The following is a 12,915-nucleotide window of genomic DNA, read 5'->3' on the forward strand; positions in this document are numbered from 1 at the left end:
ACGCACGCGTGGAGGGCAATTTCGCGTGCAGGGGACTTGTCGGCGACTACGTAGGGGCTGAGCGGAAGCGATGTACTCCCGAAGGGGTCACCGCCGCGTGCACCGGCCGGTCGTGCGGCTCCGCGGGGACACGATCGACCGCTTCGGAGTCGTACAGCAGCACCACCAGCGCCGGATCCGCGCCCGCGCGCTCCAGCCGCGCGAGCACCCGGTCGTACGAGCCGCCGCCGCGGCCGAGCCGCATCCCGCGCGCGTCCACGGCCAGGCCCGGCAGCAGTACGGCGTCGGCCGTGAGTACGGCGTCCGGCCCGAGACGATCGCCCGCGGGCTCCAAGAGGACCATCTTTCCCCCGTGTTGTACGCGGACGAGCGAGCCCTCGCCGTCGTACGCGCCCCAGTCCAGGTCGTTGTCCGCCAGCAGCGCCGGCAGCAGGACACGCACCCCGAGCGCGTGGAGGGCGTCGAGGAGCGCTCGCGTGCCCGGCTCACTCCCCACGGAGACGTACGCTGCCACGGTGCGCGCGTGTGCCAACTCGGGCAGCTCCAGGGCGCGGGCGGCGAGTGCGGCCTCCGCTTTCCGCACGTCACCGGCCGTCAACCCGCTTCTCACCGTGAGGAACTCTCGCCGCAACAATCGCTTGTCAGACTCTGCTCCCGGTCCCAGACGGCTCATAGGCTTGTTCCGTATCCTTGACAATGCGCTCATATGAGAATGATTTAACCGGAGTGTCAGATTCCCCACCAAGGCACCGGATATGGTGTCGAGCATGACTCAGTCGCACCCCAGGATCAGCAAGGCTGTCATCCCCGCAGCCGGCCTCGGTACCCGGTTCCTGCCGGCCACCAAGGCCACTCCCAAAGAGATGCTGCCCGTCGTTGACAAGCCGGCGATCCAGTACGTGGTCGAGGAGGCCGCATCAGCCGGCCTCGACGACGTCCTCATGATCACGGGCCGCAACAAGCGCCCTCTCGAGGACCACTTCGACCGCAACTACGAGCTGGAATCAGCCCTTCAGAAGAAGGGCGACGCCGACCGGCTCGCCAAGGTGCAGGAGTCCAGTGACCTGGCCACCATGCACTACGTCCGCCAGGGCGACCCCAAGGGCCTCGGCCACGCAGTGCTGTGCGCTGCCCCGCACGTCGGCCACGAGCCCTTCGCCGTGCTCCTCGGCGACGACCTGATCGACCCGCGCGACGCGCTGCTCAAGCGCATGGTCGACGTCCACGCGCAGTACGGCGGCAGCGTCATCGCGCTCATGGAGGTCGAGCCTTCGCAGATCCACCTCTACGGCTGCGCGGCCGTCGAGACCACCCCGGACGGCGACGTCGTCAAGGTGAACGGCCTCGTCGAGAAGCCCGCCCCGGCGGACGCTCCCAGCAACTACGCGATCATCGGCCGCTACGTCCTCGATCCGCACATCTTCGACATACTGCGCAAGACCGAGCCGGGCCGCGGCGGCGAGATCCAGCTCACCGACGCCCTCCAGCAGCTCGCCGACGACGAGAAGGTCGGCGGCCCCGTGCACGGCGTCGTCTTCAAGGGCCGCCGCTATGACACCGGCGACCGCGGCGACTACCTGCGTGCCATTGTCCGACTCGCGTGCGAACGTGAAGACCTGGGCCCGGACTTCCGGACCTGGCTTCGCAGTTACGTCACCGAGGAGATGTAGCAACTTGAGCAGCGCCGCTACCCGCGTCACCGGCCAGGACCACCTCTGGTCGGTGTCCGAGCACCTGGAGGACATCCTCGCCACGGTCCGCCCCCTCGAACCCATCGAACTGCAACTCCTCGACGCCCAGGGCTGCGTCCTGGTCGAGGACGTCACGGTGCCGGTCTCTCTGCCGCCGTTCGACAACAGCTCGATGGACGGGTACGCGGTCCGGGTCGCGGATGTCGCCGGCGCGAGCGAGGAGTACCCGGCCGTCCTCACGGTCCTCGGGGACGTCGCCGCGGGTCAGTCCGAGCTGCTCCACGTGGGTCCCGGCCAGGCCGCCCGCATCATGACGGGCGCCCCGCTGCCGCCCGGCGCCGAAGCCGTCGTCCCCGTGGAGTGGACCGACGGCGGCCTCGGCGAGGGCCCCGTCTCGGGGATGCGCGCCCACAGCGCGTCCCCCGAGGCCGCCTCCGGTCAGGTGCAGGTCCACCGCCCGGCGCAGGCACGCGCGCACGTGCGCGCGGAGGGCAGCGACGTGAAGGCCGGAGACCGTGCCCTCTCGGCGGGCACCGTCCTCGGCCCGCCGCAGATCGGCCTGCTCGCCGCGATCGGCCGAGCCACCGTCCGCGTACGCCCGCGCCCGCGCGTGGTCGTCCTGTCCACCGGCAGCGAACTCGTCCAGCCCGACGAGGAGTTGGGCCCCGGCCAGATCTACGACTCCAACAGCTTCTCCCTGTGCGCCGCCGCCCGCGACGCCGGCGCGATCGCCTACCGGGTGGGCGCGGTCGCCGACGACGCCGAGACGCTCCGCTCCACCATCGAGGACCAGTTGATCCGCGCCGACCTTCTGGTTACCACGGGCGGCGTCAGCGTCGGCGCGTACGACGTCGTCAAGGAGGCCCTCTCCCACGTCGGCGACGAGGACGAGGCGGGCAGCGGCATCGAGTTCCGCAAGCTCGCCATGCAGCCGGGCAAGCCCCAGGGCTTCGGCTCCATCGGCCCCGACCACACCCCGCTGCTCGCGCTCCCGGGCAACCCCGTGTCGTCGTACGTCTCCTTCGAGCTGTTCGTCCGCCCGGCGATCCGCACCCTGATGGGCGTGGACGACATCCACCGGCCCACGACCAGGGCGGTCCTGCGCACGGACAAGGCGCTCACCTCGCCCGCCGGACGCCGTCAATTCCTGCGCGGGCGGTACGCGGACGGGGAAGTGACCCCCGTCGGCGGCGCCGGATCACATCTGATCGCGGCCCTCGCGCACGCCGACGCGCTGATCGTGGTCCCGGAGTCCGCGGAGTCCGTGGAGCCCGGCGCCGAGGTCGACGTGGTACTGCTCGGCTGAGCTCCCCGTCTTGGGCGTACCCTGTCGCGGACAACAGGCCCGACCGGGAGCGCCGCAGCCTTATGACCGTATCTTCCCGGGGGGAGACCCCCGGACCCCCTGCGCAGGACCGACTGACCCACATCGACGAGGCGGGCGCCGCCCGCATGGTCGACGTGTCCGAGAAGGACGTGACCGCCCGCACCGCCCGCGCGAGCGGCCGGGTCCTGGTCTCGCCCCGAGTGATCGAGCTGCTGCGCGGCGAGGGGGTGCCCAAGGGCGACGCCCTCGCCACCGCGCGCATCGCGGGCATCATGGGAGCCAAGCGGACACCGGATCTCATCCCGCTCTGTCACCCGCTGTCAGTGTCGGGTGTCAAGCTTGATCTGTCGGTCGCGGACGACGCCGTCGAGATCCTGGCCACTGTGAAGACCACCGACCGCACGGGCGTCGAGATGGAGGCCCTCACCGCGGTCAGCGTGGCGGCTCTCACCGTGATCGACATGGTCAAGGCGGTCGACAAGGGGGCGGTCATCACGGACGTAAGGGTTGAGGAGAAGACGGGCGGCAAGTCGGGTGACTGGAGCCGGCCATGACCTACCGCGCTCTTGTGGTGACGGCCTCCAACCGGGCCGCCGCCGGCGTGTACGAGGACAAGGGCGGCCCGCTGATCGCCGAGGGTCTGGTCTCGTACGGCTTCGAGGTGGACGGACCGCGGGTGGTGTCCGACGGGGATCCCGTGGAGACCGCGCTGCGCGGCGGCGTCGAGGCCGGGTACGACGTCATCGTGACCACCGGCGGCACCGGCATCTCGCCCACCGACCGCACACCCGAGGCCACCCTGCGCGTCATCGACTACACGGTGCCGGGCATTCCGGAGGCCATCAGGGCGTTCGGAAGGGAGAAGGTGCCGACGGCGGCGCTGTCCCGCGGGCTCGCCGGCGTCGCGGAACGGACGCTGATCGTCAACCTGCCGGGTTCCACCGGAGGGGTCCGGGACGGTCTCGCCGTCCTGGAGCCCCTGCTGATCCACGCCGTCGACCAGATCCGCGGCGGCGACCACCCCAGACCCAACGGCAGTGGGGGTGCGAGCTGAACAGCTCATCGTGGCCGGTCGAGCTGGTGGACGGTGATGTCGTCCTCCGGCCCATAAGGATGCGCGACCAGCGCGCCTGGCGCGAGGTCAACCGGCGTAACCGGGACTGGCTGCGCCCCTGGGAGGCGACCATTCCGCCGCCCACGCCCAGCGGGCCGATCGCCCACCGGCCGACGTACCGCCAGATGGTCAGGCACCTGCGCGCGGAGGCCAACGCGGGACGGATGCTGCCGTTCGTCATCGAGTACCAGGGGCGGCTCGTCGGGCAGTTGACGGTCGCCGGAATCACCTGGGGTTCGATGTGTTCGGGCCACATCGGGTATTGGGTGGACGAGGGGGTCGCCGGTCGAGGAGTGATGCCGACGGCCGTGGCGCTCGTATCCGACCACTGCTTCCGGGCGGTCGGGCTGCACCGTATCGAGGTCTGTATTCGTCCCGAGAACGGGCCCAGTCGCAGGGTCGTGGAGAAACTCGGATTCCGCGAGGAAGGCCTTCGTCCACGATATCTTCACATCGACGGAGCCTGGCGCGACCATCTCGTCTTCGCCCTCACGGCCGAAGAGGTGCCGGAAGGCCTGCTGGCCCGCTGGCAGCGGACACGCACGCGGAAGGCGTCCGAAAACTCACCGCGGGACACGCCCCGGAACACCGCGTAAATGAAATAAGTGTTCGAAAATGATCGGTGATCGACCGTCCTGGGACATTAAATTCGCGCTCCCGGTGACCTGCTGATCGCATCGGTCACAAAAAAAGCTCGAAATATCAGCCAGATCGTGCGACACACCGGCTCAATTGGCAGATGGCCTCATGCAAACCCCTCTACCGTGTGAGGCGTGAGCAGCAGCGGCCTCATCTACGCAGTCATCGTCGGGGCCTGGGCCGCCTACTTGGTGCCAATGTGGCTCCGTAGGCAGGACGAGCTGAATGAAGCCCGTCCGACGGAACGCTTCAGCACCGCCATCCGGCTCCTGTCCGGGCGGGCGGGTATGGAGCGCCGATACGCCAAGGACCTGCGGGCGCGCTCCACCGAAGAGGGGGAGCAGCGTGCCGACCCGGACGGCGTCACCGACTCGGTGGACGTCCGGGCCTTCGCCATGCCTCCGAAGCGGCGCGAGGCGCGGGCCGACGTCGAGGTCGGGCGGGACACACGGGACGAAGCGCGGGACGTACGGGACGTACGTGGTGACGCGCGGTCCGAGGCGCAGGCTCCGCCCGCGTCGAAGCAGGCGTCGCAAGCCTCCAAGCCGGCGCCGCAGCCGGGCTCCCAGGTCGCGGCCAAGCCGGTGCCGAAGCCGGGCCGTGCGGCGGGCCGCGGGCGGCCCGTGCCTCAGCAGGGCGCCAGGCCTTCGTCGTCCGCGTCGTCCCCCGCGCGGCGGGCCGCCGCGGCCGAGGCCGCGGCGCGCGCCCGGCGCTCGAAGGTACTCGCGCGTCGGCGGCGTACGACGGTCGTCCTCTTCCTCGCCTTCACGCTCGGCGCGATCGTGGCGGCCGTCGGCGGCCTCGCGTTCCTGTGGGCGCCCGGGGTGCCCGCGGTGATGCTGAGCGTCTACATCGCGTATCTGCGCTCCCAGGAGCGGCGGCGGTTCACGTACGTGATGGACCGCCGTCGTGCCGAGGCCGCGGCGCAGCGGCTGCGGGAGCGGGGGCCCCGGCGTCGGCCGCCCGCCGAGCCGGGCGGCGCGGACGAACCGGAGGACGGACCCGAGGCGGACACCGGCCCCGGCCTGTCCGCGCTCGCCGCGGACCGCCGCGCGCTCGTCGAGCAGACCGACCACGCCGAGTGGGTCGACCAGCAGCGCGAGCGCCGACGCGGGCCTGCCGGCGGCGACAGCTGGGACCCCGTGCCGGTGCCGCTGCCGACGTACGTGACCGCCCCGGTCGCCCCGCGCGCCACGTCCGACTTCGACCTGGGCGCACCCGACGCGTGGAGCTCGGCGCGGTCCAACACGGTTGAGCCGGCCGCAGACTGCTCCACGGCCGAGGCGGAGGAGGAGCCGGGCGAGCCCGACGCGGACGACAGCTCGGACAGCGCCGTGGACGCCCGGCGCGCGGCCTCGGCCCGCCGCGCCCGTGAGCGCGGCCGCACGCCCCTCTTCGACCAGTACGAGGACGGCGACCGGCCGCGCGCCGCCAACGAGTGACGGTGGCTCAGGAGCCTCTCGGGGATCTCTCCTGAGCCCCGCCCCTGACCAGCGGGACAGTGTCCGGAACGGATTTCCGAGCACCCTGACGGGGATGCTAGAGTTTCACTCGTTGCAAGGGCCTGTGGCGCAGTCTGGTAGCGCACCTCGTTCGCATCGAGGGGGTCTGGGGTTCAAATCCCCACAGGTCCACCGCAGCTCAGAGCCCCAGTCGGAGTGATCCGGCTGGGGCTCTTCGGTGTGGTACAGCAGCTCCGACCGGCGCCCACTGGGAGTGGGTGCCGACGGTGGCATCCGCGTCTCCACGGTGCGCCCGCCACCATCCGGCACCCGGTCACGGGCGCCGAGGTGTGCGGACGGGGCGCCGGACGGACGGGGGGCGGAGGTCCGGCGCCGGTTCAGAAGGTCATCGCGTGCGCCCGCCAGTTCCACGGCCCGGCGTCGCAGGGACAGGCCGGCGGGCACGACCGTCGACACCACCGCGAGGACCGCACACGCGGCCACCACCGTGCCGAGCATCGACCACGGGATCTCGATGGGCGTCCACACCGACAGGATGCAGAGGGCGCTCCACATGCCCAGCAGGTTCAGCCCGGTGACCAGGAGGCCGAGTATCCCGCCCACCGCCACCATCATCAGCGCCTCGGCACCGACGATGCTCAGTACCTGCCCCTTGGTCGCTCCGGCCAGGCGCAGCACGGCCAGATCGCGGACCCGGTCGGGCGTCGCCGTGACCATGGTGTTGGCCAGGGAGATGCCCGTGTAGAGGAGAGCGATGCCGGGGACCAGCAGGAAGCCGATCCGGGTCGTCCGGTTGCTCTCGGGGTAACTGGCCCGCGCCCACTGGTCCTTGGTGAACACCTGCCCGTGGTGGTGTCCGAGGGGGCCGTCGGCAAGCACATAGGCAGCATCCTCACCAAGCTGGGCCTCCCCTCGGCCGACGAGACCCATCGCAGGGTCCTGGCGGTGCTGGCGTTCCTCCGGGCGTAGCTCGGCTGACCGTTCAGAGGGCCTTCGCGAAGCACATGCTCGACTCGTGGAAGCGGTAGTGGCCGAACTTCGAGGAGGGCTCGTAACCGCTGGACGTGTACAGACTGACGGCCTCCGGCTGCCTGTCGCCCGTCTCCAGCACCATGCGGACCCGGCCCGCCGCGCGGGCGTCGTCCTCCAGGGCCGCCAGGATGCGGCGGGCGAGGCCGTTGCCGCGGGCCTCCTCGATCACGTACATGCGCTTCAGTTCCGCGTCGCCGTCCGAGTAGCCCTCCTCGTTCTTCTCCTGGGAGCGCCAACCGCCCGTGGCCACCGGGCGGTCCTCCGCGTCGTAAGCGATCAGGAACAGGCCGAGCGGCGGCTCGAACATGGCGGCGTCGAGGGGGGTGACATCGCCCTCGTCCTCGTAGCGCGCGGCGTACTCGGCCTGTACCTGGTCGTTGAGCTTGACGGCGTCGGGGTGGTCGAAGGAGACCCGGCGTATATTCATGCCGAGGATCGTACATCTATGCGCGCCCTGGCGGGGAGGCCCACGGTGTGCTCGTCCAGTGTGCCGGTATCGTGCGCGGGTGCTCACTGTGACCTCCGACAACGGGTCCTGCCGATGGGGTCGCCTGTGATGTCGAGGAGAGTGCTTTGCTGACAGTGACCTCTGTGAATGTGAACGGACTGCGGGCCGCCGCCAAGAAGGGCTTCGTGGAGTGGCTGGCCGGCACGTCCGCGGATGTGCTCTGCCTTCAGGAGGTGCGGGCCGAGCCCCAGCAGCTTCCGGAGGGCGTACGGCAGCCTGAGGGGTGGCATGTAGTGCACGCGCCCGCCGCCGCGAAGGGCCGTGCCGGTGTCTCCCTCTATACGCGCCGCGAACCCGACCGAATCCAGGTCGGGTTCGGGTCCGCCGAGTTCGACGGAAGCGGACGGTACGTGGAGGTCGACCTTCCCGGCGTCACCGTCGCCAGCCTGTATCTGCCCTCCGGCGAGGTCGGGACCGAGCGGCAGGACGAGAAGATCCGTTTCATGGGGGAGTTCCTCGCCCATCTGAAGGCGCTGCGCGAGCGGGCCGCCGCCGACGGCCGGGAGGTTGTGGTGTGCGGCGACTGGAACATCGCCCACCAGCAGGCCGACCTCAAGAACTGGCGGGGGAACCAGAAGAGCTCCGGATTCCTGCCGGAGGAACGCGAGTGGCTCGGGCGCGTCTTCGACGAGGCGGAGGGCGGGTACGTCGATGTCGTACGCGGCCTGCATCCGGACGTGGCCGGCCCGTACACGTGGTGGTCGTACCGCGGCCGGGCTTTCGATGGTGACGCGGGATGGAGGATCGACTATCAGGTCGCCACACCCGGGCTCGCGGCCAGGGCGGTCAAGGGGACTGTCGAGCGGGCGGCGACGCATGCGGAGCGGTGGTCGGACCACGCGCCGGTGACCGTGGTCTACGGCTCCTGACGGGGCGGGCGGCTCTACCCGGGGATGGCCCCGTCTGACGGTCGCTGGACCCTGTGTGACGGTGAACGGTGAAGACGGTCAGGCCTCCGGCCGTCGGCTGACGAGCCGGTCCAACGCCATCGACAGTTCCGCCTCCACCACGCTCTTCGCCAGTGGGCGCAGGCGTTGGAGGTCCTCGGGGGTGCGGTCGCCCGTGGTGAGGACCAGGTTGGTGAACAACTCGGCGAGGGCGTCCGCGTGTTCGCGTACGCGGCGGGCGGTGGCCAGGATGTCCGCGAGGGGGATGCCCTCGTTGACCAGGGCCGCCGAGGTGTCGAGGAGGCGGCGGCTGATGTGTACGAGATCGGTGCCATCGGTGGCGAGGTAGCCGAGGTCGAGGGCCGCGGCGAGGTTCTCCGGGGTGTCCTGGCCCGCGAACACGTCGGCCAGATCCTCTGGGGAGAGGCGGACCGGGGTCTCCTCGGTGGGCCCGCCGAGACCGAGCAGTTCGCCTACGTCGCGGCCGTGGTCGAAGGCCTCGGCGAGCTCGGCGATGCCGTTGAGGGTGTGGCCGCGTTCCAGGAGCGCGGCGATCGTGCGCAGGCGGGCCAGATGGTCGTCGTCGTACCAGGCGATCCGGCCCTCACGGCGAGGTGGCGGGATCAGCTTGCGCTCACGGTAGAAGCGCAGCGTGCGCACGGTGATGCCGGCCTTTCTGGCCAGCTCCTCCATCCGGTACTCCCGCTTGTCCGCCATCCGGTCAGCCTATGTTGTACCGCCGGTAACTTTCTTTTCCCCGACCCCTACCCATCGGTATGGAGCTGCCCTACTCTCCCCATTGCGCCAGTGTTCACTGGCGGCATTGAGCGGAGTCGTACGAGGCACGGAGGCGTCGGGATGACCGAGTACGAGCATGTGCGGGTGGCGGTGATCGGATCCGGATTCGGCGGGCTCGGAGCCGCCGTGCGGTTGCGCCGGGAGGGTGTCACCGACTTCGTCGTCCTGGAGCGGGCCGGCAGCGTTGGCGGGACGTGGCGGGACAACAGCTATCCCGGGTGCGCCTGTGACGTGCCGTCACATCTCTACTCTTTCTCGTTCGCGCCGAATCCCGACTGGCCGCGTACGTTTTCCGGGCAGGAGTACATCCGCGAGTACCTGGAGCACGTCACCGACGTCTTCCGGCTGAGGTCGCACCTCCGCTTCAACACCGAGGTGAAGCGGATGACCTGGGACGGTGAGCGGCTGCGCTGGGAGATCGAGACCAGTAGCGGGACCCTCACCGCGGACGTCGTCGTCTCCGCGGCGGGGCCGCTCTCCGACCCCAAGGTCCCGGACGTTCCGGGGCTCGACACCTTCCCCGGCAAGGTGTTCCACTCCGCCCGCTGGGACCACGACTACGCCCTGCGCGGCAAGCGGGTCGCGGTGATCGGCACCGGCGCCTCGGCCATCCAGATCGTGCCGGCCATCCAGCCGGAGGTCGCGAAGCTCACCCTCTTCCAGCGCACTCCGCCCTGGGTGCTGCCGCGCGTCGACCGGGCCATCAGCGGGCCCGAGCGGTGGCTGCACCGACAGCTGCCGTTCACGGCGCAGGCCCGGCGCGGGCTCCTGTGGGGCATGCGGGAGTTGCAGATCCAGGCGTTCACCAAGCGTCCCGACGAGCTCGGCCTCGTCGAGCAGTTGGCCAAGCGGAACATGGCCCGGTCCGTCAAGGACCCTGTCCTCCGGGCCAAGTTGACCCCGGCGTACCGCATGGGCTGCAAGCGGATCCTGCTGTCCAGCGAGTACTACCCGGCCCTCACCCGGCCCAATGTGGACGTGGTCGCGAGCGGGCTGAGCGAGGTCCGCGGTTCCACCCTCGTCGCCGCCGACGGGAGCGAGGCCGAGGTCGACGCGATCGTCTTCGGTACGGGATTCCATGTCACCGACCTGCCGATCGCCGAGCAGGTCGTGGGCGCGGAGGGCAGGACCCTCGCCGAGGTGTGGGGGTCCGGCGGCATGAAGTCGCTGCGGGGCGCGACCGCGACCGGGTTCCCCAACTGGATGGCGATCATCGGGCCCAACACCGGTCTCGGGACATCCTCCATGATCCTGATGATCGAGTCCCAGCTGAACTACATGGCGGACTACGTACGGCAGTTGGACGTGCTCGGCGGGCGGGCCGCCCTCGACGCGCGGTCCGGTGCGGTCGAGGCATGGAACCACCGGGTCCAGGAGCGGATGAAGCGCACGGTCTGGAGTACCGGCGGCTGCACCAGCTGGTACCTCGACGCCAACGGCGTCAACACGACCATCTGGCCGGGCACGACGAGCGAGTTCCGCGCCGCCACACGGCGCGTCGATCTGGGGGAGTACGACGTCCTCCGGGCGCCCGTACCGGAAACGGCACGCGAGCGTCGTACGAACAACGCGCAGCAAAGCACGCAGAAGAACGCGCAGCAGAACGCGCAGAAGAATGTGGAGGCCGGAGCGTGAGCCGACTGATGCATGTGGTGAGCGGGCCCTACGCCCCGCCCGTGCCCGCGCGTGAGCTGACCGCCGTCTCCGCCGACGGCGCGCGGCTGCACGTCGAGGTGCACGGCCCCGCCGACAGTACGGTGGCGCCGGCCGTGGTGCTGGCGCATGGCTGGACGTGTTCGACCGCCTTCTGGGCGGCGCAGATACGGGACCTCGCCGTCGATCACCGGGTGATCGCGTACGACCAGCGGGGGCACGGCCGCAGTCCGGCGAGCCCCGCGTGCACCGCGGACGTGCTCGCCGACGATCTGGAGGCGGTGCTCGCCGCGACACTCGCGCCCGGTGAGAAGGCCGTGCTGGCCGGGCACTCCATGGGCGGGATGACGCTGATGGCCGCGGCCGGGCGGGCCGGGTTCCGGGAGCACGCGGGGGCCGTGCTGCTGTGCAGTACGGGCAGTTCGCGGCTGGTCGCCGAGTCGCTGGTGGTGCCGTTGCGGGCCGGGCGGGCGCGGACCTGGCTGACCAGGAAGCTCCTCGGATCGCGGGCGCCGCTCGGGCCGGTCACGCCGCTCGCCCGGCGGATCCTCAAGTACGCGACGATGGGGCCTGGTTCGGCGCCCGGCATGGTCGAGGCGTGCGCGCGGATCGTGCACGCGTGTCCGCGGGGAGTGCGGTACGCCTGGTCGCGGGTGTTCGACACGCTCGATCTCGACCACGCCGTACGGGAGTTGACCGTGCCGACCGTGGTCGTCGTGGGCGCCGCCGACCGTATGACACCCGTGATCCACGCGCGGAGCCTCGTCGCCTCGCTGCCGAACTGCGTGGGTTCCGCCGAGCTGCCCGGGCTCGGGCACATGACCCCGGTGGAGGCGCCGGAGCTGGTCGTCGAGCAGATCCGGGACCTCGTCGCCACGTACGTACGGCTCGGACTCAAGGAAGGCGCGTGAGTCGCGTGAGCAGGGTCAGCCTGGAAGGACAGGTCGCCGTCGTCACCGGGGCCGCGCGGGGAGTTGGGGAACTCCTCGCCCGCAAGCTCTCCGCCCGCGGTGCGAAACTCGCGCTCGTCGGCCTCGAGCCGGACGCGCTGAAGGGGGTCGCCGAGCGGCTGCACGGCGAGAGCGGGCACTGGTACGCCGACGTCACCGACCACGAGGCCATGGCGCGGGTCGCGGCGGAGGTGAAGGAGCGGTTCGGGAAGGTCGACATCGTCGTCGCCAACGCCGGTGTCGCGAACGGCGGGCCGTTCGTGGACTCCGATCCCGTGGCCTGGCGGCGGGTCGTCGAGGTCAACCTCATCGGGTCGGCGGTGACGGCGCGGGCGTTCCTTCCCGCGCTGACGGAGAGCCGGGGGTATCTGCTGCAGATCGCCTCGCTCGCCGCGATCACGCCCGCACCGATGATGACCGCGTACTGCGCGTCCAAGGCAGGCGTGGAGGCGTACGCGCACAGCCTGCGCGCCGAGATCGGGTACAAGGGGGTGCGCGTCGGGGTCGGGTATCTGTCCTGGACCGATACCGACATGGTGCGCGGCGCCGATCAGGACGACGTCATGCGGGAGTTGCGGCAGCGGTTGCCGTGGCCGGCCGGCAAGACGTATCCGCTGGGGCCGGCCGTCGACCGGATCGTCGCCGGGATCGAGCGGCGGGCCGGTCATGTCTACGGGCAGTGGTGGCTGCGGGGGATGCAGGGCGTACGGGGGTATCTGCCGGGGATCATCGGGGCGGTCGGGCAGCGGGAGATGAGGCGGGTCGCTCCACGGGTGGGGCGGGTTCGGACGGGGCTTGTCGGGGCCGGTGGGGAGGCCGATGAGCAGGCGCGGAGCACGTTGCGTAACTGACC

General features: G+C 70.8%; 13 protein-coding genes, 1 tRNA gene and 2 pseudogenes. 12 read left to right on the forward strand and 4 right to left on the reverse strand.

Annotated features, from left to right (window positions below):
• Positions 1-46: 46 nt before the first annotated feature.
• Positions 47-673: a 5-formyltetrahydrofolate cyclo-ligase gene (locus ACTWQR_RS19870; protein WP_443228448.1), complete on the reverse strand. Its 627-nt coding sequence runs from the start codon at positions 671-673 to the stop codon at positions 47-49.
• A 94-nt stretch (positions 674-767) separates the two neighbouring features.
• Here ACTWQR_RS19870 and galU point away from each other — a divergent pair, with 94 nt between their 5' ends.
• The 7 genes from galU to ACTWQR_RS19905 all read left to right on the forward strand — a co-directional run bounded on the left by galU (position 768) and on the right by ACTWQR_RS19905 (position 6,405).
• Positions 768-1,670 (forward strand): UTP--glucose-1-phosphate uridylyltransferase GalU, encoded by a 903-nt coding sequence (gene galU / locus ACTWQR_RS19875; protein ID WP_443228449.1) that lies wholly within the window; start codon positions 768-770, stop codon positions 1,668-1,670.
• 4 nt (positions 1,671-1,674) lie between these two features.
• A complete protein-coding gene (gene glp, locus ACTWQR_RS19880; protein ID WP_443228450.1) occupies positions 1,675-2,997 on the forward strand; it encodes a molybdotransferase-like divisome protein Glp in 1,323 nt (440 codons plus the stop codon).
• A gap of 62 nt (positions 2,998-3,059) precedes the next feature.
• Positions 3,060-3,572 carry a cyclic pyranopterin monophosphate synthase MoaC gene (gene moaC / locus ACTWQR_RS19885; protein ID WP_443228451.1) on the forward strand — a complete coding sequence of 171 codons (513 nt, stop codon included), beginning with the start codon at positions 3,060-3,062 and terminating at the stop codon, positions 3,570-3,572.
• Positions 3,569-4,072: a MogA/MoaB family molybdenum cofactor biosynthesis protein gene (locus ACTWQR_RS19890; protein WP_443228452.1), complete on the forward strand. Its 504-nt coding sequence runs from the start codon at positions 3,569-3,571 to the stop codon at positions 4,070-4,072. Before moaC ends, ACTWQR_RS19890 begins: the two co-directional genes overlap by 4 nt.
• Before the next feature lie 26 nt (positions 4,073-4,098).
• Positions 4,099-4,728 (forward strand): GNAT family N-acetyltransferase, encoded by a 630-nt coding sequence (locus tag ACTWQR_RS19895; protein ID WP_443228453.1) that lies wholly within the window; start codon positions 4,099-4,101, stop codon positions 4,726-4,728.
• A gap of 177 nt (positions 4,729-4,905) precedes the next feature.
• Positions 4,906-6,213, forward strand: coding sequence for a hypothetical protein (locus ACTWQR_RS19900; protein WP_443228454.1), 1,308 nt, complete (start codon positions 4,906-4,908; stop codon positions 6,211-6,213).
• A gap of 118 nt (positions 6,214-6,331) precedes the next feature.
• Positions 6,332-6,405 (forward strand) — tRNA-Ala (locus ACTWQR_RS19905).
• 216 nt (positions 6,406-6,621) lie between these two features.
• Here ACTWQR_RS19905 and ACTWQR_RS19910 read toward each other — a convergent pair.
• Positions 6,622-7,080, reverse strand: a pseudogene (locus tag ACTWQR_RS19910) (FtsX-like permease family protein); the annotation flags it as partial.
• On the opposite strand from ACTWQR_RS19910, the pseudogene ACTWQR_RS19915 reads away from it, so the two are divergent.
• Positions 7,081-7,203, forward strand: a pseudogene (locus tag ACTWQR_RS19915) (DNA-binding response regulator); the annotation flags it as partial. It lies immediately after the preceding pseudogene.
• Positions 7,204-7,216: 13 nt separating this feature from the next.
• Here ACTWQR_RS19915 and ACTWQR_RS19920 read toward each other — a convergent pair.
• Entirely contained in the window at positions 7,217-7,693 is a 477-nt protein-coding gene (locus tag ACTWQR_RS19920) for a GNAT family N-acetyltransferase (RefSeq protein WP_443228455.1), read from the reverse strand.
• Positions 7,694-7,839: 146 nt separating this feature from the next.
• Between ACTWQR_RS19920 and ACTWQR_RS19925 the strand changes: the two genes are divergently transcribed.
• Positions 7,840-8,643 carry an exodeoxyribonuclease III gene (locus tag ACTWQR_RS19925; RefSeq protein ID WP_443228456.1) on the forward strand — a complete coding sequence of 268 codons (804 nt, stop codon included), beginning with the start codon at positions 7,840-7,842 and terminating at the stop codon, positions 8,641-8,643.
• A 78-nt stretch (positions 8,644-8,721) separates the two neighbouring features.
• Here the strand turns inward: ACTWQR_RS19925 and ACTWQR_RS19930 are convergent, their stop codons facing one another.
• Complete coding sequence (locus tag ACTWQR_RS19930) at positions 8,722-9,378, reverse strand: MerR family transcriptional regulator (protein ID WP_443228457.1); 657 nt, start codon at positions 9,376-9,378, stop codon at positions 8,722-8,724.
• Positions 9,379-9,519: 141 nt separating this feature from the next.
• On the opposite strand from ACTWQR_RS19930, the gene ACTWQR_RS19935 reads away from it, so the two are divergent.
• The 3 genes from ACTWQR_RS19935 to ACTWQR_RS19945 are packed head-to-tail and all read left to right on the forward strand — an operon-like array spanning position 9,520 to position 12,913.
• Positions 9,520-11,094, forward strand: a complete 1,575-nt coding sequence (locus tag ACTWQR_RS19935; RefSeq protein ID WP_443228458.1) for a flavin-containing monooxygenase — start codon at positions 9,520-9,522, stop codon at positions 11,092-11,094.
• Positions 11,091-12,023, forward strand: a complete 933-nt coding sequence (locus tag ACTWQR_RS19940; RefSeq protein ID WP_443228459.1) for an alpha/beta fold hydrolase — start codon at positions 11,091-11,093, stop codon at positions 12,021-12,023. Before ACTWQR_RS19935 ends, ACTWQR_RS19940 begins: the two co-directional genes overlap by 4 nt.
• 5 nt (positions 12,024-12,028) lie before the next feature.
• Positions 12,029-12,913, forward strand: coding sequence for an SDR family oxidoreductase (locus tag ACTWQR_RS19945; protein WP_443228536.1), 885 nt, complete (start codon positions 12,029-12,031; stop codon positions 12,911-12,913).
• Positions 12,914-12,915: the final 2 nt, after the last annotated feature.

It is taken from the genome of Streptomyces sp. 2A115 (assembly GCF_052245575.1).
GTDB lineage: Bacteria > Actinomycetota > Actinomycetes > Streptomycetales > Streptomycetaceae > Streptomyces.